General features: G+C 33.3%; 21 protein-coding genes. 6 read left to right on the forward strand and 15 right to left on the reverse strand.

Annotated elements, in window-relative coordinates:
- The 3 genes from B8T70_RS04835 to B8T70_RS04845 form a co-directional block, all read right to left on the reverse strand.
- Window positions 1-448, reverse strand: a 448-nt coding sequence (locus tag B8T70_RS04835; protein WP_133059413.1) for a hypothetical protein, incomplete at its 3' end; no start/stop codon positions are given.
- On the reverse strand, window positions 435-1817 hold the full coding sequence (locus tag B8T70_RS04840) for a hypothetical protein (protein WP_039114976.1): 1383 nt from the start codon (window positions 1815-1817) through the stop codon (window positions 435-437). The genes B8T70_RS04835 and B8T70_RS04840, both read right to left, overlap by 14 nt.
- Before the next feature lie 9 nt (window positions 1818-1826).
- The gene (locus B8T70_RS04845) at window positions 1827-2246 is read right to left on the reverse strand and encodes a hypothetical protein (protein ID WP_039114978.1); all 420 of its coding nucleotides are present in this window, start codon (window positions 2244-2246) and stop codon (window positions 1827-1829) included.
- Between the two features lie 533 nt (window positions 2247-2779).
- Between B8T70_RS04845 and B8T70_RS04850 the strand changes: the two genes are divergently transcribed.
- Complete coding sequence (locus B8T70_RS04850) at window positions 2780-2938, forward strand: hypothetical protein (protein WP_039114980.1); 159 nt, start codon at window positions 2780-2782, stop codon at window positions 2936-2938.
- Between the two features lie 120 nt (window positions 2939-3058).
- Here the strand turns inward: B8T70_RS04850 and B8T70_RS04855 are convergent, their stop codons facing one another.
- Together B8T70_RS04855 and B8T70_RS04860 are read right to left on the reverse strand one after the other, a co-directional pair.
- Window positions 3059-3346: a DUF3781 domain-containing protein gene (locus B8T70_RS04855; RefSeq protein WP_052259509.1), complete on the reverse strand. Its 288-nt coding sequence runs from the start codon at window positions 3344-3346 to the stop codon at window positions 3059-3061.
- 139 nt (window positions 3347-3485) lie between these two features.
- A complete protein-coding gene (locus tag B8T70_RS04860) occupies window positions 3486-3743 on the reverse strand; it encodes a helix-turn-helix transcriptional regulator (RefSeq protein WP_039115166.1) in 258 nt (85 codons plus the stop codon).
- Window positions 3744-4294: 551 nt separating this feature from the next.
- Here B8T70_RS04860 and B8T70_RS04865 point away from each other — a divergent pair.
- The 3 genes from B8T70_RS04865 (at window position 4295) to B8T70_RS04875 (ending at window position 11409) form a co-directional block, all read left to right on the forward strand.
- Entirely contained in the window at window positions 4295-7318 is a 3024-nt protein-coding gene (locus B8T70_RS04865) for a SusC/RagA family TonB-linked outer membrane protein (RefSeq protein ID WP_086894117.1), read from the forward strand.
- A 68-nt stretch (window positions 7319-7386) separates the two neighbouring features.
- Window positions 7387-8730: a RagB/SusD family nutrient uptake outer membrane protein gene (locus B8T70_RS04870; RefSeq protein WP_242667427.1), complete on the forward strand. Its 1344-nt coding sequence runs from the start codon at window positions 7387-7389 to the stop codon at window positions 8728-8730.
- A 21-nt stretch (window positions 8731-8751) separates the two neighbouring features.
- Complete coding sequence (locus tag B8T70_RS04875; protein ID WP_086894119.1) at window positions 8752-11409, forward strand: prolyl oligopeptidase family serine peptidase; 2658 nt, start codon at window positions 8752-8754, stop codon at window positions 11407-11409.
- A gap of 69 nt (window positions 11410-11478) precedes the next feature.
- Here B8T70_RS04875 and B8T70_RS04880 read toward each other — a convergent pair whose 3' ends face one another.
- The 3 genes from B8T70_RS04880 to B8T70_RS04890 form a co-directional block, all read right to left on the reverse strand.
- Complete coding sequence (locus tag B8T70_RS04880) at window positions 11479-11763, reverse strand: DUF6520 family protein (protein ID WP_086894120.1); 285 nt, start codon at window positions 11761-11763, stop codon at window positions 11479-11481.
- A 93-nt stretch (window positions 11764-11856) separates the two neighbouring features.
- A complete protein-coding gene (locus B8T70_RS04885) occupies window positions 11857-13386 on the reverse strand; it encodes a MauE/DoxX family redox-associated membrane protein (protein WP_086894121.1) in 1530 nt (509 codons plus the stop codon).
- Window positions 13387-13572: 186 nt separating this feature from the next.
- Complete coding sequence (locus B8T70_RS04890; RefSeq protein WP_369827368.1) at window positions 13573-13866, reverse strand: hypothetical protein; 294 nt, start codon at window positions 13864-13866, stop codon at window positions 13573-13575.
- Between the two features lie 721 nt (window positions 13867-14587).
- Here B8T70_RS04890 and B8T70_RS04895 point away from each other — a divergent pair.
- Both B8T70_RS04895 and B8T70_RS04900 read left to right on the forward strand, forming a co-directional pair.
- Complete coding sequence (locus B8T70_RS04895; RefSeq protein WP_082001833.1) at window positions 14588-14983, forward strand: mobilization protein; 396 nt, start codon at window positions 14588-14590, stop codon at window positions 14981-14983.
- Entirely contained in the window at window positions 14968-16302 is a 1335-nt protein-coding gene (locus B8T70_RS04900; protein WP_039114992.1) for a relaxase/mobilization nuclease domain-containing protein, read from the forward strand. The genes B8T70_RS04895 and B8T70_RS04900 overlap by 16 nt, the downstream gene beginning before the upstream one ends.
- Window positions 16303-16408: 106 nt before the next feature.
- On the opposite strand, the gene B8T70_RS04905 is transcribed toward B8T70_RS04900, so the two are convergent.
- From B8T70_RS04905 to B8T70_RS04940, 7 genes are all read right to left on the reverse strand, one after another.
- The gene (locus tag B8T70_RS04905; protein WP_123912071.1) at window positions 16409-17089 is read right to left on the reverse strand and encodes a hypothetical protein; all 681 of its coding nucleotides are present in this window, start codon (window positions 17087-17089) and stop codon (window positions 16409-16411) included.
- A gap of 509 nt (window positions 17090-17598) precedes the next feature.
- Complete coding sequence (locus tag B8T70_RS04915; protein WP_086894122.1) at window positions 17599-17970, reverse strand: hypothetical protein; 372 nt, start codon at window positions 17968-17970, stop codon at window positions 17599-17601.
- 13 nt (window positions 17971-17983) lie between these two features.
- Complete coding sequence (locus B8T70_RS04920) at window positions 17984-18367, reverse strand: hypothetical protein (protein WP_039114995.1); 384 nt, start codon at window positions 18365-18367, stop codon at window positions 17984-17986.
- Window positions 18368-18656: 289 nt separating this feature from the next.
- Window positions 18657-19415 (reverse strand): hypothetical protein, encoded by a 759-nt coding sequence (locus B8T70_RS04925; RefSeq protein WP_039114996.1) that lies wholly within the window; start codon window positions 19413-19415, stop codon window positions 18657-18659.
- A complete protein-coding gene (locus tag B8T70_RS04930; protein WP_039114997.1) occupies window positions 19415-19657 on the reverse strand; it encodes a hypothetical protein in 243 nt (80 codons plus the stop codon). The genes B8T70_RS04925 and B8T70_RS04930 overlap by 1 nt, the downstream gene beginning before the upstream one ends.
- Window positions 19658-19875: 218 nt before the next feature.
- Window positions 19876-20940, reverse strand: coding sequence for a hypothetical protein (locus tag B8T70_RS04935; protein WP_039114998.1), 1065 nt, complete (start codon window positions 20938-20940; stop codon window positions 19876-19878).
- 169 nt (window positions 20941-21109) lie between these two features.
- The gene (locus tag B8T70_RS04940) at window positions 21110-21304 is read right to left on the reverse strand and encodes a hypothetical protein (protein ID WP_123912072.1); all 195 of its coding nucleotides are present in this window, start codon (window positions 21302-21304) and stop codon (window positions 21110-21112) included.
- Between the last annotated feature and the right edge of the window lie 710 nt (window positions 21305-22014).

The raw sequence follows: 22014 nt of genomic DNA on the forward strand, positions 1-22014 counted from the left end.
CTATAATTATATTTTTATATTTATCCTTAAATAAAAACCAATTAACACTTATTGAAACAATTAAACAAGGAATAACAACAAATAAAATATTGTATCCATCATCAAATAAAACTTTAGTTTGTTTATGATTATAAAAAAGATAGAGATAATCAATAAAGTATGAAATAAATAAAGATAATGAATAAGATAAAAACCATCTTTTCTTGAACTTAGTAAAAATTAAAGCTAACATTATAGAAATAGGAAGTAATATAAAGAATGGTATATCTTCTAAAAAACCCATAATCCCAAAAAATGGAGAAATTAATACTAATTGAATTATTTCTAACATTTTTTTAGAACTCAAAGGGTTGTCTAATAAATTCCCTTTTACTATAACACTAGCAGTTAAATAATAGACAAATAAATGAACTAGCCATATTTTTACAAAAAAATTATTTCTTTTCATATTCATTATCTCTAATTATTTTTTTATATTTTTCTTTTAAATACCCATTTGCATCTACTTTATCTCTAAATGATTTTGAGGTAGGTTTATGTCGATCCAGCCATAGCATCAGCAAAGGTAAATCGGTTCTGAAGCCAGAATCAGTTACATCTCCATTCCAAGGGTTGTCAAACTCTGGGGCTACATTTTTAAAAATAGAAATAACTAATGAGCCTAATCCGTGCCAGCTATCCTTAATATGCATTGTATCCCCTTGAGGGTCTTTGTCAGCCATAGCCTGGAATACATTTATAGTTTCTCGAGTCGTTTTAGCATAAATAGGAGGAGCTACCACACCTTGTTCGTGTTTTACGAATTGTAAATCAAAATCATAAGCATCTGCATCGTTTGTTAGGGGAGCATCTTTATATTTCCCGTAAAACAATTCATAAAATTGAGTAATGGCATAATCGCAAATGCCCACATTCAATTCACTTAATATTGCCTCTACACTATTTTCAATATATGATGCGCCTCCTTCTAGAGCCTGTAACGCACTAACTAAAGGAATAGCTCCTTTAGTCCATCTTATATGATGCCCAAATTGAGGTAATTTATCATCTACATGTTTGTAGAAATCTGCAATTTGAGAAAAAGGTGCCAAAATCCCTGTTTGCTTAAATTCTAGGATATACTCACAACTTTTTTTCCATACTTCATTGTTATCTTCTCTATCACTCGTTAGCCAGCAACCAGGTGGAAGCGCATCTGTATAGAGGGTGCAATTTCTGGCTAATTCGCACGTTTCTTTATCCGGAAATTCACCATGGGTAGCCACTCTTTGCATTTCAGAGCCATTTGTTAAAAAATCGAATAAATATGTGGCATAATTTATTCCCATTTCCTCTTTTGGCAAAAATATTTTAATTTTATCGTTATCTATACTAATGTAGTTTATACTGTACCTCGAGTAATCAGGCTCTCCAAAAAGTAGTCTAAGTTCCGTAAAATTACAGCTTCTTATCTCTATTCTTTTTGGATTTGCATTTTCTCCTTTATAAACAGCATTTAAAACTGGAAATATTTTTCCTGCAATAAAAACTCTTTCTCTTATGTGAAACCCATTTGGTCCTGTAAAATAAGTGTATGATATTTCAGTATTGTTTTTGTACGCGTTTCTTATTTTGTACAAATATTTTACATATCCAATCTCTACATTATTAAGTCCTACTTTTTTCTTGACATCATTGACAAAATAAAAGTTTTGATTCATAAATCCCATAAAGGCAATGCCTGGATTTATATATATCCCAGATTCTATTATATTTAAACGTACGTGCTGAAAGCGTGTATCACCATCTATTTCTGCAATATAAAATGTTCTTCCCATCGAGCTATTTTAGTTTTCAATTTCTAACCGTTCTTTTAGCTCAGCAAAGCCATCTTCATTTACAATTCCTGTAAATATAAGTTCTTTTACTCCTCCTTTTATTTCCTTGTCGTCAATCTCTTTAATTTTCAAACTAACAGTTTCTCCTTTTTCATAGTGACGAGTTCTTACCAAAAGACTTACTTTATTTCCAATATTCGCAGCACTTATTTGGTTTTTCATCTCAGCACACATCCATTTAATATCAAATATTTTTTTAAATTTACTTATTTTAGGTGCGTTTTTAGGCTCTCCATAACTAATTCCTACATCACTTGTTTCTGTAATAGCTTTAGCTGAATTATATACAATATTGCCGTCAGAGTAGATATTATGGTCTCCACCAGTAGTTGTTGTTATTGTGCCTCCAACAATTCTTATTCTACTCATAATTTGATTTAGATTTTTACCACTATTATTTTAGCATATTTGTCTATAATGTCCCCAATATTCATTCTTTTTTTAGACTCAAGACTTATTCTTATTTATGGGTATGTGATTTAAAATCTCTTTCGATATATTCTACAATAGTTCCTAGAGTTATGTGTACATGCTCTGCAAAATAAACTGTAGTGATATGTGTTTTTATATTTAATTAAAAGAGAATTATCATTTTAAAAAATATCTTCCAAAACTAACCCTTCCCATTGCTCTAAGCAATACCCACTTTTAATGATTTTATAAAAAATTTACTACATGGTATTTTATCTAAATAATCTTTTTATAGTAAGATAAGTGATAATAAATAAGCTAAGTGAAGCGTTCATAACTTAATTTTGGAAAAAAGTAATCATAAATTGGGCACTTATGAGTGTAAGAAATGAACAATCTGGAATCTAAATTACTTTCTTGGAAAAGATTTATGGATTGCATAAGAATAATTTATTACTTGAATTAAGTAACATAATCGTATCAGAAAGATTATGGTTTGTTATGGAGTAAGAAAGATTAAAACAGAATCTAAGCCACTAATCAAGAAAGGTGTAAAAGCTGCTGAACCAAGATCACGTAAAGCAACTTTAGAAATTGAGAAACTTTTAAAAGAGTTTAGAAAAGTTTCTGTAGAAGCGGCTAAAAAGTAATTTGGTAAAATAAATAAACCCTACTTAGATTATTTAAGTGGGGTTGTTTACCAGTTTCACTTTTTTTAATTTAAAAGAGTTTAACAATCACTATAATAATTGTGATAGTGTTTGTTTCAATTATTTTAAATCCGATAGTTTTTTTTTGATTTTAGTAATTCGGTCAACAGTGATAATTCTGTATGTATATGAGTTTACCGTAATTCTGATGTCATTTTCAGTATTTGAAACATAATAATTTTTACCGATTTTATGAAAGAATTTTTCTTCCGTTTTTTTTATGATATCAAAAAGCTTTGTTTCAATTTCAGATTTTGTTAAGTTACTACTTAGTTTTTTATTTATTCTGTCATAAACTAGTTCTGTGTAACAAATCTTATTCAGAATTTCAATTTTGTTTATAATCATTTTGTTATTTGATTTTCAGTTGAAACTTTGATACCCTTGTCTGTAATATCTGTATAAGTTTGTTTAGTTATTTATGACGGAGTAGAATATTTAGAAAACTACTATTCCTCACAGTTTAGTATAGTATTAAAGATGATGCCTAAGCATCATCTTTAAATCTTTCATCATCAAAAAAATCTTTCAACGTTATATCTAACATTTTACAAAATTTTTGAATAGAATATATAGTTACTCCCCTTTTATCGTTTGTACTTTCCCAACGATTAATAGTTTGGCGGTCTATATCATGTTTTTTAGCAAAGTCTGTTTGAGAAGGACTTGTTTTTAATCTTAAAAACTTTATTCTCTCTGCAATTTTCTTTTGCAATACAATATCTTCTTTTGTTAATTCTGCCATACTGCAATTTTGATCTTTTTTCATAATATTCTGTAAGCCACTTGGATTACAAATATTATTTACTATCTTTGAATAAGATTTGATACAATTATTATAGTAATAGTCAGTATCCTTTATTAATTTTGCGATTCTTCATTAAAAATATTTGAAGCATTCGCTTTGAATCTCGTATCAAAAAACTGGCGTTTTAAATACCACGAGAGGATAAGTAAGATGCTCACGTCTATTTTGGCGTGGGCTCACTTATTTGTGGTAGGGCGCCGCCAGTGCCTTTGATACGATAAGCTGAGTACCTGCGCCATTTTTTATTTCTTTAGCAAATCCTTCAGTTTTCATTCATAGCACCAAATCTTCATTGTTTTTTAGGCTTGCAATTGCATTAATAGTTTCCAACTAATTAAAATCTCTTGCCTATGATTCAACAAAACTGGTAGTCGATACCATACTCCACCTAACTTAACGCATAAAAAATGGCCCTCTACTTCGTCACCAAACTAGTATAGAGGACCGTAGCAAACAAAACAAACGTTTTACTTAACTAACCCAATATTATGAATAATTATTCATTTTACAAGGGTAGTAAGGCTCTTTATTGCCTGATTTTTTTCGGGTGTTTCTTGTCTTTTACCCCTGTTTTAGCAAAAAGTGTACTGCGGCAACTGCAGTCCAACACTCAACAAAATTTGGTACATGGTACCATTACCGATGGTACTAATCCTTTACCCGGTGTTACTATTGCCTTAAAAGGCAAAACGAATTCAGGAACTATTTCCGATTACAACGGGCAGTATAGTATCGCCGCGGCTGTATCTGATACTTTAATCGTTTCTTTTATAGGTTTCAAAACCGCCCTAATCCCAATAAAAGGACGGCAAGCCATAAACATAGAATTAGAGTACGATACCATGGCGCTGCAAGAAGTCCGAGTCAATGCAGGATATTATACCGTAAAGGAAAGCGAGCGTACGGGCAGCATTTCCAGAATCACAGGCAAGGATATCGAAACCCAACCTGTCACTAATGTCTTGGCAACACTGCAAGGACGGATGGCTGGAGTGAACGTAACCCAAACCACAGGAGTTCCCGGTGGAGGATTCGAAATCCAAATACGAGGACAAAACAGCATACGCCGTGATGCAAACGCTCCACTATATATAATTGATGGTGTTCCTTATGCCTCAGACCCCATCGGCTACGCACAGACCTCAACCATTTTTCCCACTACTACTAGCCCACTTAATAGCATCAATCCAGATGCGATAGAGAGTATAGAAATACTCAAAGATGCCGATGCAACCGCTATTTATGGTTCACGTGGTGCCAACGGTGTGGTACTCATTACTACAAAAAAGGGAAAAGAAGGAAAAACAAAGTTTACCCTCACGGCCTCTTCAGGCGCTGGAACGGTTACCAAGTTCATGAAACTCATGGATACTGGGCAATATCTCAGCATGCGCAGACAAGCTTTTGTTAATGATGGAATTACTACCTACCCAGCGAGTGATTACGACATCAATGGAACATGGGATCAAAATCGGTATACCGATTGGCAAAAAGAACTCATAGGTGGCACTGCTCTAATTACAGATTTGCAAGGAACCATCTCAGGTGGTTCTAAGTATACTCAATTTCTTCTTAGTGGAAACTATCACACAGAATCAACTGTATTCCCAGGTGATTTTTTATATAAAAAAGGAGGGGCTCAGTTCAGCCTTAATCATCAATCTGAAGATGGAAAATTTCGTTTAGTCTTTTCCTCTGGATATACTGCCCAAAATAACGACCTCCCTGCCAATGACCTTACGTATGATTCTCGTTCTCTTGCTCCTAATGCTCCTGCCTTGTATGATGCAGCAGGAAATCTGAACTGGGAGAAAGGAACATGGGAAAACCCATTACGAAACTTACCTGCCCAACAAGAATCCATAACCAAAGACCTACTAGCAAATACTATTTTATCCTATGAAATTATACCTGATTTGGTCCTAAAAAGTAGCTTTGGTTATAGTGATTTACAACATGTAGAAAGTCGCATTACTCCTTCCACAATCTATAATCCATCCCTTGGTTACACTAGCGTCGATTCTAATATATTCCTCAACAATACCAAGCGTAGTTCCTGGATTATAGAACCACAAGTTAATTGGGAAAAGAAATTTGGTGGTGGTAAACTTGGTATTCTACTAGGAGGAACCTTTCAACAACAAACCACTTCACGCTTGTTTCAATCTGGAAGTGGGTTCAGCTCGAATAGTCTGATTCATGACCTCGCATCCGCCACCACTCGCCAAGTGATTCTTAGTGATGAGACTATTTATAAATACCAAGCGTTTTTTGGCCGGATTAATTACAATTGGCACGATCGTTATATTGTGAATTTAACAGCAAGACGGGATGGATCGAGTCGTTTTGGTCCGGGAAATCAATATGCAAATTTTGGTGCTATTGGCGTGGCTTGGTTATTTACTAATGAAAGCTTTCTTAAAGGCAGTTCTTGGTTCAGTTTTGGAAAATTGCGCAGCAGTTATGGAACTACAGGGAGCGATCAAATTGGAGATTACCAATTTTTAAATACCTACAACTCCTCAGGAATCAATTATCAAAATAGTATAGGGCTACAACCTACACGTTTATTTAATCCTGATTTTGGATGGGAAATCAATAAAAAATGGGAAGCCGCCATAGAATTGGGATTCTTCGCCGATCGCATTTTCCTTACAGGAGCTTGGTATCAAAACCGCTCCTCGAATCAACTCGTCGGAATTCCGCTGCCTGGAACAACTGGTTTTACCCAAATCCAAGCCAATCTGGATGCAACAGTACAAAATACAGGACTAGAATTTACCCTGCGCACCGTTAATTTCTTTAATAAACACTTTAATTGGGTTAGTAGCTTCAACGTGAGTATTGCTCGTAATGAGCTTATAGCTTTTCCTAATTTAAATAGTTCCACTTACAAAAATACGTATCGCATCGGAGAACCTCTTAATATCCTCTTGAGATACAAGTACATTGGGATTGACCCTACAACAGGAACCTATCAGTTTGAAGACCAGAACAACGATGGAAAATTATCTTCTCCCGATGACAGGCAAACAGTAGTAAATCTTAATCCTGATTATTTTGGAGGATTGCAAAATCAATTGAGCTACAAACAATGGAAACTAGATTTTCTTTTTCAATTTGTAAAACAACGCAACCAAAGTTATGCCAGTGGTCTTGCAGGGTTGATGATTAATCAACCGGAAAGATTGATAAACAGCTGGCAACAAGCAGGTGATTTAGGTCCCTATCAAATCTACAGTGCGGGAAACAATACTAATGCTGTTACGGCACAATCCCGTTATGGTTCCAGTGACGCTACTATTGTAGACGCCTCTTATGTGCGGCTTAAAACAGTTGCTTTGAGCTATGCTGTTCCGATAAATTCCAAAGCAATACAATGTACCATAATGTTACAAGGACAAAATCTTTTGACTTTTACGCCCTATAAAGATGGCGATCCTGAATTTACAACCAGAGGGTATCTCCCTCCTCTTAAAATCGTTACTGCTGGAATCCAATTAACTTTTTAATCAATTATAGTATGAAAACGATATATATAAAAAAGCACTGCTGGCGTATAGTTAAAAAAATATTCTTTTTGAGTTTTACATTCTCCATGCCTGCCTGCGATTCATTTCTGGAGGTAGATCTTCCAAAATCGCAACTTACAGACAAGACTGTATTTCAAGATTATACTACCGCCAATGCAGCCATGACGGATATCTATTCCAAGATTAGGGACAAAGGGCTCCTTACTGGCACTCTGGTAGGACTCTCGGGTCAATTGGGGAATTATACAGATGAACTTACTTTTTATGGTTCTGCTACAAGTGCTACTTTTGGATTTTACACCAATCAGGTTTTACCCTCCAACACAACTGTAGCCCTTTTTTGGAACAACTCCTACAATCAAATTTATGCTACCAATGCAGTATTGGAAGGCGTTCATGCATCTACTTTTAGTCCCCAAGAAAAGGCACAATTAGAGGGAGAAGCACTTTTTATACGGGGCTTACTTCATTTTTATTTGTTACAGCTTTTTGGAGATATTCCTTATATAGAAACTACCGATTATAGGGTTAATAGTACAGTAACAAGGATGCCTAAAAGCGAAGTTTACAACCATATTATAACTGATTTAAAAACTGCAGAAAACTTCCTTTTACCTGTGTACTCCAGTACGGAAAGAGTACGTGCTAATTCTTTTGTAGTAAAGGCACTCCTGGCAAGGGTTTATCTCTATACGGGCAAATGGGATGATGCTAATAAATCAGCCACAACAGTGATAGAAAACAATTCGGTATATGTTTTTGAAAACAATTTAAATAAGGTGTTCCTAAAAAACTCCACTGAAGCAATCTGGCAATTTATGCCTTCTCTTACAGGTAAGAACACAGACGAAGGAGCTTTTTTTATTTTTACCTCAGGACCACCACCACTGGTAGCACTTAGTGAGTCTCTGTTGAATTCTTTTGCAGTAAATGATCTGCGTAAAACTGCTTGGACAACTTCCGTAAGTAATGGAACCCGAACATGGTATTATGCGTATAAATACAAAGAACCCAGAAATACCTCAACTTCTAAGGAATATTCCATGGTTTTACGTTTGACGGAACAGTACTTAATCCGTGCAGAAGCCCGAGCAGAACTAGGAGATCTTGCAGGAGCAAAAGAAGATTTGAATAAAATCAGAAAACGAGCAGGACTCTCTGATATAATGACAAATTCGAAAGAAGAACTCTTGGGGGCTGTTCAACAGGAAAAAAGAAAAGAATTTTTTTCGGAATATGGACATCGCTTTTTCGACCTAAAGCGCACGGGCAAACTTGATGCTGTTTTATCTGGAAAACCAGGCTGGAATACAACCGATAGCCTTTTGCCAATCCCAGAGAGTGAACTCACGCTCAATCCAAATCTTAAACCTCAAAATCCAGGTTATTAAATTTTAATATCTAACACTAAAATGAAAGTACAAACCAAAACAACAGTTTTGTTGCCACGGCAAAAGCCAACCTTTTTTTTAGTTTTTATTTTGCAATTAGTTGCCTGCTCCCTTTGGGGGCAGGTATTGCAAAAGAGAACAGTGGCAATATCTGATTATCCTAAATGGGGAGAACTACGTCTTGATAAAATGAGTGCAGATGGACAATGGGTAAGTTATAACATGTCATACCAAAGCGGTCTTGATACCCTATTTATAAAAAATACCAAATCATTAAAAACACATGCTTTTCCTTTAGGACTCGCCGGGGATTTTATAACTCCTGATTGGTTTGCTTGCCAAACTACCAAAGAATTGCACTTAATAAATTTAAAAACGGGTAAACAAGAAACGGTATCCAGTGTAAGCCATTATGTTTATGCTGCAAAAGCAAACCGATTGTTGATTTTATTGAACGAAAAAGCAAAAGGAAATGCATTGATGATTCGTAATCCCAATGGAATGATAGAAGAACGCATTGAAGGAGTACATAAATTTTTAATGGATCCTACAAGCCAAATGCTACTCTACACAACGTCAATAGATAATAAGCATACCGTAGCTCTTTTAGAACTTTCTAAAAAAAACAGAAAAACGATTCTTCAAAGTGGATCGACTTCTTTTACTAATCTGGTGTGGCAAAAAAAAGCAGAAGCATTGGCTTTTATCCAAAAGTCAACGGATGTAATGGGCACCGGAAATACTATTTTTTATTATACATTATCCAATAAAAAATTATACATCCCTAGTACTGAAATCCAACACCGATTTCTAGGAGATTCCCTTTTTATCTCAACAGGAGGTTATGAGTTAAAAATCTCAGATGACATGGACAGCGTTTTTTTTACTGTAGAGCAAAATAACAGATCAAAAGATACTTTAAAAGATTCTGATGTGCAATTATGGAATGGAAATGCCAAATGGATTTATCCGATGGAAGAAAAACAAAAAGCATCTAAAGAAATCCATCTTGCACTGTGGCGTCCTAAAAAGGATTCTTACCAACTAATTTCCAATGACACTCTGCCGCAATTTATGCTTACAGGTGATCAGAAATATGCTATAATATCCAATACAAAACAATACGAACCACAATATGATTATGATGGATCTCGGGATTTTTATCTTGTTGATTTATCCACAGGTAAAAAGGAATTGTTCTTAAAAAAACATCTGGGGTATGTACTATATACCACTCCTTCTCCTGATGGGAAATACATTGCCTATTTTCAGAAAAAAAACTGGTGGGTATATGATATTACAAAAAAGACCCATACCAATATTACCCAAAACAGAAAGCAGTCCTTTCTACATAACGAAAAAGAATACCCACAAAACGGGAGTGCTTTCTCCAATCTAGGCTGGACACCACAAGACAAAGAAATTATCCTGTGTGATGCATACGATATGTGGGCAATTAGCCCTAATGGAATTTCTTCCCGCAGGTTAACGCACGGTAGAGAAACCCAAACCCGATTTCGATTAGCCGGATACTCCAATAGAACTGTAGAGAAACCAAATTATACTGGGATGATTCATGATCCCATAGATCTCAATCAAGGATTATTACTGGAAACTACAGACAAAAAAGGTGCTTTTGGTTATTATAAATGGTCTCCTCACTCCAATGAAAAATTAATTCTTTCCAGCAATACACGTCTAGATCAATTGATACCAGCTACCAGCGCAGAGACTTTTGTATATAGAGAGCAACGTTACGATCTTTCCCCTCGATTGATGTTACAAACTCATACCAATAAAGTACCTAAAGTAATCGTAGAAAGCAATCCACAGCAACAGGAGTTTTATTGGGGAAAGTCTGAACGAATCCAATATAAAAATACAAAAGGAGAATCCTTGCAAGGTATATTGTACTATCCCGCAGCATATAGTAGCCGAAAGAAATACCCTATGATTGTTTATATTTATGAGAAATTATCTCAAAGTCTTCATAATAAATACATCAACCCTTCTCAATTTACAGGAGATGGAGTATTTAATATATCCACCTTTACAACGCAAGGTTATTTTGTACTTGCACCTGATATTTCATATGAAATTGGTAATGTTGGAATATCTGCAGCAGATTGCGTTGTTTCGGCAACAAACGAAGTGATTTCAAAAGGGCTCGTTCTACCTGATAAAATTGGACTCATTGGACATTCTTTCGGTGGTTACGAAACAGATTTTATCATCACACAGACCAATCTTTTTACTGCTGCGGTAGCAGGCTCAGCTGCAACAAATTTGACAAGTTTCTATCTTACAGTTGGAGCTACTGGGCGGCCTGATATGTGGCGTTTTGAGAGCCAACAATGGCGCATGGGAAAATCCCTCTTTGAAGATCAAACAGGCTACGATAGAAACTCCCCAATTGTACATGTAAAGAATATAACAACCCCATTACTCTCTTGGACTGGAGGTGACGATAAACAAGTAAACTGGAATCAAAGTATAGAATTTTATCTGGCATTACGTCGTCTGCAAAAGCAACATATCATGCTACTTTATCCCAAAGAAGGACATAACCTTAGTAATGATCAAAATAGGAAAGATCTTTTTATTCGATTGCATCAGTGGTTTGATTATCATTTAAAAGATATGCCACCAGCGTCATGGATAGAAAAAGGACTTAAATAGTAACTTATACTAAATAGCAATGCAGTTCCAGAAGAACTGCATTGCACTTTTTAAGGGGTATTTTAAAGATTATTCGGGACGGTAAACTTCTACTGGGCAAATTGTTGGGCTAGCCCCACGTCCAAACGCCTGAGGTCCAGTTTCATCAAAACGGCGACAAACGTCGTCTCCTTCGTCACTACATACTACTTGAATACTACAGGCCTGAGGAGCTAATGGGTCAGTAACATACCCGAAAATAAAGTCATCATCTACTTTAGCGTCACTCTGCATTGATGTGGTTAAAAATGCACCTGAAATGGCCAATACAAAAACTGCAGCTGGCATCATTTTTTTTAAAAATATTGCTTTCATAATATTATAATTTAAGATTAATAGCGATCTACTTTTTTCTACAGGTGTTCGATCTAGTTCCTGATACTTAGCGCTAGTATTTCATTACGTGTATTAAAAACTTTTCCCTGCTACACGTTTCATTTCATTTTTTAGTTTCTCGTTCAATTGATAAACTACCAATTTAGTATCGATAAGAGCATACACATAGGCTGGAGTAACAAGAAAATTGCGAAGCTTTTTGCCATCGATTCCATATATATGGAAACTAAATACATAAGCATTCTTGTTTAAATCATAAACATCAATTACCGAGGCTTGTTTCCAAACTTCTTTTTGTTCGTAACGCCCCGGAACATTAGAATTAACAAAAAGTAGATGTCCACAAACACTGCTGCTTGCATTGACCGTTAACGTTGGTTTTGCCATTGTTTGTTCCGTTTTTTCTTTGAGGTAGGCAATTTTTATCTGTGCCTGCGATACAGTATCAATCGTATTGCCCCGGTAGTCAAGTTCTCCATCTGCATCAGCTACTATATACTCATTGCGATAACTATAGAGATAGATGATTCTTTTCATTTCTTGACTATAATGCAACATCCCATCTGTATCAAAAACACCATCGATTTGCATTTCTAATAATTGTGGTGCCATCTTTATTTTTGATTGAGTCCCAGCCTTGAAAACCCCCAGTATATTGTTGTTATTCGTTTTACTAATTCCTCTAAAGGCAATTGTACTACTATCCATTGGTATTGCAGTACTAAAATAAGGAGGTCTTGGATTTTGTAATTGAGCATTCCAATTACTGATTCGACCACTAAAAATAGCGGGGGATTTTCCATCTATGATATAGAAAAAAGGAGGACGAACTGCCATTCGAATTGACTTAAAAGAAAAACTGTCGCGATTAAATGTCGCTCGAATCTTTTGTTGCCGTAGTTTACTGTCAATAGATAATAAATACATTGGAACGGTATAATTTCCGAGATATAATTTGCCTTCCCCTGCTCCAGCAAAATAATAGGAATTGTACTTTAAATCTAAGGTATGAGTGAGCGTAACAGGATGATGTGGATAACGACGGATAAAAGGATTCTGATGGTGCATGATTTCTTCTGAAGAAAGAAATAAAATTATGACAGCAACACAGCTACATAAAAAAGTCAAAACTAAGTTAGCGGGATACGAAAGAAATTTTTTCGCTTTTCTTCCTGGGCTACTTTGAGAATGATTGAGCCATAGTCCAAGTCCTGCCAATACAACAAATATGATATTAAAGACTAAATGTTCCTGCCAGCTCATTTTTTCTAATATCCCCCCACAAGAACAAGGCAAAAAGGAACTGTAATTGAGCATGATAAAAATATAGGCTGTAAACATGGTCATTAAACAAAATCCAGCATAAAGTGCCTTAATGCGGGTACTAGGAAAAAGAAGTAATATCGCAATCAAAAATTCAACAATAAGTACAGCCCAAGAAATCCAACCCGCAAAAGCACTAAGTAAAGGAGATTGTCCTAGTTCTACCTTGAAGTTTTCAAAATCAAGTCCTTTATTCATAGCAGCGTAAACCAGTAAAAAAACATATAGTAGGCATACTATTTCTAAAAAAACTTTTCTTGCGTTTTTATATAATCTCATGGTGGCACAATTTAGATTGATAAGAGAAATCGATGAAACAGTTACAAATGTAGGTTCACCAAAATCAAAACTGCATATCAAAATCGAGCCAATAGTTTACAAAAACACGCCATTTTTCATCAGATAAAAATGGCGTGTTGAAATTGAATTACGAACAAAAAAAGGATTAGGTTATCTACAATCCTCCTATTGTTTTGATTCACTAGTTAAAATAGAAAGCTTTTCTCTGAGTTCTATAAGCCCCGCTTTTTGCAAACATTCCTCTCCAAAAAATTTTAATTCCTGAAGGTTTTCTTGCGGGATACTAGTCATTAAAATTGATGGCTTTGAATCCACTTTAAGGGATATTCCACGCTCAATTATATGATTTAATAACAGTGCATTTTTTCGTGAAATTTTCAAATCAATCTTCACTACCTCATTCATGCCAGGGATACTAAGTACTGTATCTACAACCTTGGCTACATCATTTGTTGTCATAATCTTCACGTCTTAAGTTAATAATTTATCTCGTAAAGGTATAAAGCTCCCCTTAAAGTATCATGGTCATAATATGTCCACGATAGGCAGAATCCAACTCACTTACATAATTTTGTGCTGTGATAAAAGATCCTAAAAGATTACAGGTACACTAGATTCAAATAATAGATTTTATATTTACCAATTAAAATTATTCTACGGAAATTAAGTAGTTCTAAAACCGATGATGTAATAGCACTTCCTACCTTCAAAAGTAACAACCAAAAACCTTCCTTAAACAGTCAGGATTTTGTTGTTTTAAAATTGATGTATTGCTTTGAAAGAGCACGGTTGTTTATAAAAAATTGGCAAAAAAATTCAGCTTTGTAATTGTCTAGTTGTACTAGTTTTAATTATAAACAATGCGCACTTTCCTTGATTACTGAAAATAAAAGATTCATTAATATTCCATGAAGATTTTATCATATCGTAATAACTCATTTTATAACTATCCACTATATCACAGTTATAAAAGAAGTTACAAAAATAGAATAGTGCTTAGGAATTCTAAAAGATTAGAATCTCTAAAAGACATTAAGAAAAGCTAAAAAGATGTCAACGTTCCTGTCATCAGCAAGATGTATGGTTGTCGGACAACCAGATCTTGCTGCACTGTCCTCGGAACTCGGGTGCAGTGAAACTGAAAGGATAAAAAAGAGTTTGATAACAATGATGATGAAAGATGATGGAAAGAGAAAATTCAAACAGAACACGCAAGATTACTTTGCGACTGACGGTGGACGAATATGTAAAAATTGAGCAGAAATGGAAAGCTAGTACTTGCCGTAAGCTTAGCGATTATTTGCGTAAGCACCTATTCGACAAGGGTATTACAACCAGCTACAGGAATCAATCTTTGGATGATTTTATAGAAGAAACAATAGTACTTCGTAAGGAGTTAAACGCTATTGGAATAAATTTAAATCAGACAGTAAAAAAACTGCACACGCTGCAACAAATTCATGAATTTAAAGCCTGGATTATACGTTATGAAATTGAGAAACAAATCTTTAAAAGTAAGATAGATTTGATTGAAAGACATACCTCTAAAATTACGGACAAATGGTTGCAATCATAAAATCAACTCATTCAATCCGTGGTGTTTTTTATTACAATGAGAACAAAGTAAAAAAGGGTGCTGCCGAATGCATTACAGCTGGAAACTTCCCTACTGACATCGATAAAATGACAGATACGATGAAGCTTAATCGCTTTATAAAACGAGTAGAATTAAATGAAAATGTAAAATGCAATACGCTACATATATCATTGAATTTTGATCCATCTGAAAATCATTCCAAAGAAAAACTAATAGCTATTGCAGAAAGGTATATGGAGAAAATAGGCTTTGGGGAACAGCCTTATTTGGTATACCAACATAGCGATACGAAGCACCAGCACCTCCATGTAGTTTCCATAAATATTGAGAAAGATGGAAAACGAATCGATCTGCACAATATAGGAATGAGAAAATCTGAACCGGCAAGAAAAGAAATTGAAGAGCACTTTGGGCTAGTAAAAGCAGAAGGACGAAAAAAGAATGAGGAATTTAGTTTAGAACCTATTTCAATGGGAAGCATTCAATATGGAAAGATTGAATCGAAGAAAGCTATATTTAATGTTCTCAATACGGTTGTGAACCATTATAAATATGAGAGTCTTGCAGAACTCAATGCAGTCCTTAAACTATACAATGTAATGGCTGACCGTGGTAGCGAGAATTCAAAAATGTTTTTAGCTGGAGGATTAGTCTATCATATATTAAACGCAAAAGGCAAACCAATAGGTGTTCCAATTAAAGCGAGTAGTTTTTATACCAGACCAACTCTAAAATTCTTAGAAGAGAAATTTAAGAACAATGAAGTTAGAAATATGTCCGATAAATCAAGGGTAAAAAGTGCAATTGATATGGCATTATTAAGAGAACCTACATTGCCATTAACCGAACTATCAAAACGATTGGAAAAAGAAGGTATCAGTACCCTTTTTAGAAAAAACTCAGAAGGTTTGCTCTATGGCATAACCTATGTTGATCATGTAACAAAAAATGTCTTTAATGGCAGTAGCTTGGGGAAACAATACAGCGCAAAAGCAATCCAAGAACGATGCGGATTAAAGGTTGCTGGTGAAGAAAAAAGAAATCAGATTTATGAAAGGCTTCGTTCTAAAAAAACATTAATTAATGTTTTGGAACAACAAAAGAACATATTGACTATTCCTGATATGGTGAAAGTTTTGGATGTGCTTATCTTGGAAGAGAAACAATACTTTGCAATGGTCCCACAGTTAGATAAGATTATTGATAATTTAATGCAGTCTGAACAAATCAATAATTATCTATCATATCAATTAAAAAACAAAAAAAAGATGCAAAGGAGAAAGAGATTATCAAGGTGATTAAAATATGCATAAGACCATTAGTCGGATTTGGCAAAATCTCACAAATAGAAAACAAACTTTCCATTATTCAATTGCCCGAATCCTTTGTAGCTGTTGGCAGTAGTTATCTTTTAATCATATTTATAATAAATTCTTTTTCAGAACCATTTGGTAAATGTATGATTATCATTTTATTTTTTTTTAAATTTAATTTTTCAATTGAATGATTTATTTTATGATTTATTGAGTTGACATAAAAAATAAATTGTAAACTGTCGATTAAGAATAAATAACCATTTAGTCCACTTTTTGTCTTTATTCTTTTTGGCTGGCTTATTAGGTTTCTTAAGTCATTTTCAGTTCTCATAAAAGACAAAATATTTATTGGATATTCCAATTCATCAATATCAATTCCTTCATAAATTATTTTTCGTATTCTTTCTTCGTGTTTTTTCCCTAATGAAATTTCTTTGAATAAAGGTCTGTTTGTGATGCTTGCTCTCCATAAAATTGATAACAAAAATAATTTCATTTTTTTGTAATCTATATTTTTACAAATCGAATATTCTGCACCATCGTCTGGATTAATATAATTTTCACATTTTGGGCTAATATCTTCAGTTAAATCAGTCCCATATAATGATTTCACTGCATAAGATTCATAAAAAGCGCCTAAAATTCCATTATCACAATCTGAACATAAAATATTTTTATCAAAATCTTCTTTTTGTGTTTTCTTTGTTGCAGTTTTATTTTCGTCAAGATTATATACAACTTCGTAAAATGAATTGTTTTCATCTTTCATTCCTTTAAACATAAACTTAGGAATAATATGAGCATCAATTAATTTTTTATCTTTTTTACAAAGTTTGCAAATAGCCATAGTAAATATTTTTTGAAATTATGAAGTTTATAAAACCCAAAACGGCTCCCGAAGGAGCCATAACTAAAAAAATAGCGGGGAGATCGGGATTCGAACCCGAGAGACAATTACTCGTCTACTTGTTTATGAGACAAGCGCAATAAACCACTCTGCCAGCTCAGAATAAACTCTCATTCAAATTTACTCGGAAATGGAAATTCAAATGTAATATTTTTCTATATTAATTTCAAATTTAAATATTGAAAATTACGTAAGATTCTTCCATTAACCGGAATAATTACTGCCAATATTCTGGTATTAGAGCGGGTTTGGAACTAAATTAAGCCCATTATTCGGATTTGCCAAATATTCTAAATTCAAGACCATTTTTCAATTAAGCCAAATACACAAATCCGCTGTAGTGGCGGTTAGCTGTAGTTTTTTTTATTCGTTTAGTAGCAATAATTATTTACACAAATTTTCCATTCATCTTCATCTTGGTCTTTTCCTTTTATGTCGCCATAGGTGTTGGTTATACAACTTTTGTCAACTTCTGTTGCACAGGATAGATAGTTTGAAACTTTAATGATAGTAGCTTTTCCTTCACCCCAAAATATTATTGCATAAACAGAATAAGAAGAATATTTGTAAGTATTTGTCGCTGTATTTAATTCCGATCCAGATAGGAATGTAACGTCAACAGTATATTTTTTTGACCAACCGTCTTGCGTCATATATTTCACTTCACAAGTTTGAACATATTTAGCTTCTACATTTGTTGTCAAAAGTAAAAACAATGTTGAGAGTAAAATTATTTGTTTCATTAGGTTGTATTGTTTAATTGCTGTCTCTTAATTTCCTTTGGCAGTCTTCAAGTTCACTTTCCAAACTTCTAACTTTCCTTTCCAAATACTCTTTTTGGCTTTTTAAATCGTCATTGTCGTTTTCTAAGTTGCTGTTGTCACTTTCTAAATATGAATTGTCGGAAGATTGATGACTGCTCTGACTTTCATAGTCGTCGTTTTGAGATTTACATTCTTCAAGTTCGTTTTCTAAATCTGTTACTGTATTTTCTAAATCGCTTTTTTTACTTTCGCAATAATCAAGGTCTGAACGAAGTTCTTTTATCTGTTTTTGCTGGTAAATATTGAAACCAAGTGATGTTAAAAAAACAAATGAAATTAAAATTAGAATTAGTAGTTTTTTATTTTTTTCGTTCATAATTATTTATTTTTTGTCAAACATTAAAAAATAGCATATTCCCTTTTTAAATTATTTATTTTAATTGTGTTTACTTGTTTGGCTTTTCAACTCTCTCCCCAAAGTTTTTTCCGAGTTTCTGATCTTCCTCCGGTCGTCCGTAAAATTACAGGTAACGTTCTGGTACTACAGCGGGTTTGGGACTAAATTAGGCCCATTCTTCGGATTTGCCAAATCTTCCCAAATACAAAACCAACTTTCCATTAAGCCTCTTGCCCAAATCCGTTGTAGTAGCTGTTGTAGGCAGTCTTTAATGGACGTCACCTGGATTTGCTGGATTCAGAAAATAGATTAATAAAAATACCGCAACCCATCCAATTGCTCTAATCGTCAATCCTTTTTGTATTGTCCAGTTTGTTTTTACAGAGCCTTCTATTAATGAAGAACCCACAATTGATATTGTTAAAGCAATTAAAGCTTTCAGCATAATTAATTGGATTCCATTGAAAGGTTTACCTAAAAAATATTCGCCACTAAAAATTAAAGCAACACTTGCAAGAAGCATTGGAATTCCAATATATAACTGCAATCTTAATTCCTTATTTTTCACTCTTTTAAATTTTTGATTAAAACCATTAATATTTATATTTCGACTATTAAATTCGTTTAAAAATTTTTCTCTATTTTCTTTAGATGAAAATGAATTTACTAGCTTTTGTATAGTGATGTATTTGTTCTCAGTTTGTTGGACTTCTAAAAGATTATGTTTCTTTATGATTGCATTTATAAGTTCGGAAATTTTAAAAGATATGGGTAAAAAGCTTTCAATGGTTGCTACATAGTCATTTTTTATATCCGCATTATAATAAAAATCATATTCTTGATGAGTTTGTCCAATTGAATTATTTATAATGTTTATTACATTAGTATGTTCACTTAATAACTCATTTATTAAAAGTTGGATGTTTTTAGAATCCACTTCTGTATTATAGTTAATTAAAAATTCTTTTAAATTATTATCTAATTTATCTTTAGCTTCAATAATTTTCAGTGTTAAATTACTTTCCACTATTTTTTATTAACTATGTCAACAATTTGATCAATTAAATAATTAGTATCCGTAAAGTCTACGGATTCTTTTACATAAATACTTACTGAATCAATTATACTTTTGACTCCAAATCTGTCAGTTTCTTGTAAATTTGAAATCCTCTCTGCAAGGCTTTCAATTACTGAATCTGTAAGTGTAAAACCTATTCCTTTCTTTAGAGCAATTTGATTTAATAGAATTTTAATTTCTTGTTTTTTCATTGTATATAATTTAAGTTAGAATATTATAAATTTAATTTTTGAATCTAAATATTATTCGCGATTTTGGGCAGATTGCCTACAAAACGTTCTGGCACTACAGCGGGTTTGGGATTAAAAATGCGTAATCTTTCGGTTATGCCAAAACTTCCTAATACAAAACCATCTTTCCATTAAGGCTAATGCCCAAATCCGTTGTAGTGGCTGTTACCAGCAGGCATTTATTCTTTAAGGATTAACCAGTTACTTACGCTTCTTCTACAAAGTTGCATTGCTTCTGCATGTTTTGTGCTTAATGCTTCTGTTTTATCTGTGAAATCCCAATCTAAAAAATTATCTCCAGACAATAAAAAACCTGTATGAGTAATTTGAGACCTTATAGTATAGATTTTATTGTATAATTTTTTTGCATCAATGCTACTTGCAACATATTTAAATAAAAATTCTCTAAACTTCGCCGAAATACCCCATATTGGCTTTCCACATTTGTTACATGTATGACTTGATGATTTAATAGATTTACAATCGTTACATTGAAATTCTACTTTATCATTTCTGAACTCATAATTAACTAATGTTTCAATACATGAAACAAAAGAAAAAAAAGATAGGCTTTTCATTGTTTTGAAAAGATCCAATCCATTTGAAAATTGATGAAGCGATGAATTGCAAATTTTCTTTTCATCAGCTGAAAGAGCAAAATATTTTTCCATTACTCTATCAATATTGTTTGGAAAATCAACTTCTTTTTTATTTCCATACATAGGCTCGTACCAATAATAATCTATTCTAGGAATGAGCTCTATTTGTTTAAATTCAGGAGTACTAAAAGCAGTTATTTGAAGGTCTTTAACTATATTCTTATAATAATATAATTGTGCCGACCAGTTACTTGAATAATTATTTATTTCTTCTCTATTTTCTGCATTATTTTCTTCTGGAATTGGAATTGTCCATGACATAACTACATTGCGATAGAAGAAGAATCTAAAATTTGAAATTGTAGAAAGCAAGTTTGTGATTTCTATTAATCTATTGGTTTGATGACTGGTTTTTGAAATCATTTCATTTACACTTTCGTCCTCTTTCCCATCAAAGGCTTTTATTTCTTTAACATTTTCTTCGTTATATTGATATTCAATAATTAATGGAAAATGGTTTGCGTTTTTTGATTTTGGTGCATTTTCAATATTAATTGGATATATCTGAAATTCATCTTTATAGCGATAAATTCCAGTAACTTCTACTTGAGAAAAAATGATGTTTTTAATGTATTTTATTGCCATAGATTATTGATTCTGCTGTCTGCTTGCTGATAACGCTCTCGCGCTACAAGCAGTTTGGGACTAAATTAGCCTAAACTTTCGGTTTTGCCAAATATTTCTGACACACAACCAACTTTCCAGTAAGCCAATTGCCCAAATCCGTTGTAGTAGCTGTTATGGTGCGTTTTTTTTATTCTATCCTATTCCCTTTTCTATCAATATTAAACCATTCATCACTTTCTACATGCTCATGTTCTTCTATACCTAAATATTTTTTGGCTTTAAAAGTAACTTCTGCCTGTCCATTTTCGAACCAACTGGCATAAACACTATCATTCGGATGTTCGATAACTGAGGCAAAATGAATTAATAGTATCAGTTCCAAAAAAAGCATATCGTTCGAATGGTATTATTGTATCTCCTTTAAAGTCAAGATATGCTACTCTTGAACCATCTTGCATGTAATCTTCTTTGTTACGGCTATAAAAGAATCACTCTTTACAGTATCCGATTCCTGCACATCATAGTATTTAAAATCGGTAATCTCTCGATTTATAGATTGCCTACATGATGTCAAAGTCAAAAGCTAGATTCCTATAAATATTAAATGTCGGATTGTCATATTTTCTAATCAATGCTTAATTGTGCAGAACATATTATGTTGGTTTCCTCAAAATGCACCATAACTCATATATATGTCTAATCATGTCCGACTTATCTACCCTAAATTGGGTCGCTATGTCTGACAAATGTCAGTGTTTTTATTTTCAAAAATAAGATATTTATTTCATAAACGATCAAATGGAGTTTTACTTATTGAAGGCTTTTCGGACTAACATGAGTGCAAATTTCGGTGGTCTTGCTACTTTGATGTACGGGAATGAGACTTTAAATAGTGATATTAAATTTAAATAGCAAAATTACACATCATTTAAAATCTTTAAATCTTCTAAAAAAAGGTTCGAATTTTGTACCATCAAGGTCACATCAAAAGGCACTCATATCGAGTGGTTTTAGTATTTTTTGATACCTTTCAATTTTATGTTATGGTTGTTTTTAAAACAATATTCCATATTTTTCACATATTAATATTAA

Origin of the sequence: Flavobacterium sp. AJR, from assembly GCF_002156885.1 — a bacterium.
Lineage (GTDB): Bacteria > Bacteroidota > Bacteroidia > Flavobacteriales > Flavobacteriaceae > Flavobacterium.

Excerpts from the sequence above, each read along its gene's own strand:
- B8T70_RS04840 (WP_039114976.1), bottom strand. The coding sequence starts at position 1,817 with ATGGGAAGAACATTTTATATTGCAGAAATAGATGGTGATACACGCTTT.
- B8T70_RS04845 (WP_039114978.1), bottom strand. The coding sequence starts at position 2,246 with ATGAGTAGAATAAGAATTGTTGGAGGCACAATAACAACAACTACTGGT.
- B8T70_RS04850 (WP_039114980.1), top strand. The coding sequence starts at position 2,780 with ATGGTTTGTTATGGAGTAAGAAAGATTAAAACAGAATCTAAGCCACTA.
- B8T70_RS04855 (WP_052259509.1), bottom strand. The coding sequence starts at position 3,346 with ATGATTATAAACAAAATTGAAATTCTGAATAAGATTTGTTACACAGAA.
- B8T70_RS04860 (WP_039115166.1), bottom strand. The coding sequence starts at position 3,743 with ATGGCAGAATTAACAAAAGAAGATATTGTATTGCAAAAGAAAATTGCA.
- B8T70_RS04865 (WP_086894117.1), top strand. The coding sequence starts at position 4,295 with ATGAATAATTATTCATTTTACAAGGGTAGTAAGGCTCTTTATTGCCTG.
- B8T70_RS04875 (WP_086894119.1), top strand. The coding sequence starts at position 8,752 with ATGAAAGTACAAACCAAAACAACAGTTTTGTTGCCACGGCAAAAGCCA.
- B8T70_RS04880 (WP_086894120.1), bottom strand. The coding sequence starts at position 11,763 with ATGAAAGCAATATTTTTAAAAAAAATGATGCCAGCTGCAGTTTTTGTA.
- B8T70_RS04885 (WP_086894121.1), bottom strand. The coding sequence starts at position 13,386 with ATGAGATTATATAAAAACGCAAGAAAAGTTTTTTTAGAAATAGTATGC.
- B8T70_RS04890 (WP_369827368.1), bottom strand. The coding sequence starts at position 13,866 with ATGACAACAAATGATGTAGCCAAGGTTGTAGATACAGTACTTAGTATC.
- B8T70_RS04895 (WP_082001833.1), top strand. The coding sequence starts at position 14,588 with ATGATGGAAAGAGAAAATTCAAACAGAACACGCAAGATTACTTTGCGA.
- B8T70_RS04900 (WP_039114992.1), top strand. The coding sequence starts at position 14,968 with ATGGTTGCAATCATAAAATCAACTCATTCAATCCGTGGTGTTTTTTAT.
- B8T70_RS04905 (WP_123912071.1), bottom strand. The coding sequence starts at position 17,089 with ATGAAAGATGAAAACAATTCATTTTACGAAGTTGTATATAATCTTGAC.
- B8T70_RS04915 (WP_086894122.1), bottom strand. The coding sequence starts at position 17,970 with ATGAAACAAATAATTTTACTCTCAACATTGTTTTTACTTTTGACAACA.
- B8T70_RS04920 (WP_039114995.1), bottom strand. The coding sequence starts at position 18,367 with ATGAACGAAAAAAATAAAAAACTACTAATTCTAATTTTAATTTCATTT.
- B8T70_RS04930 (WP_039114997.1), bottom strand. The coding sequence starts at position 19,657 with ATGAAAAAACAAGAAATTAAAATTCTATTAAATCAAATTGCTCTAAAG.
- B8T70_RS04935 (WP_039114998.1), bottom strand. The coding sequence starts at position 20,940 with ATGGCAATAAAATACATTAAAAACATCATTTTTTCTCAAGTAGAAGTT.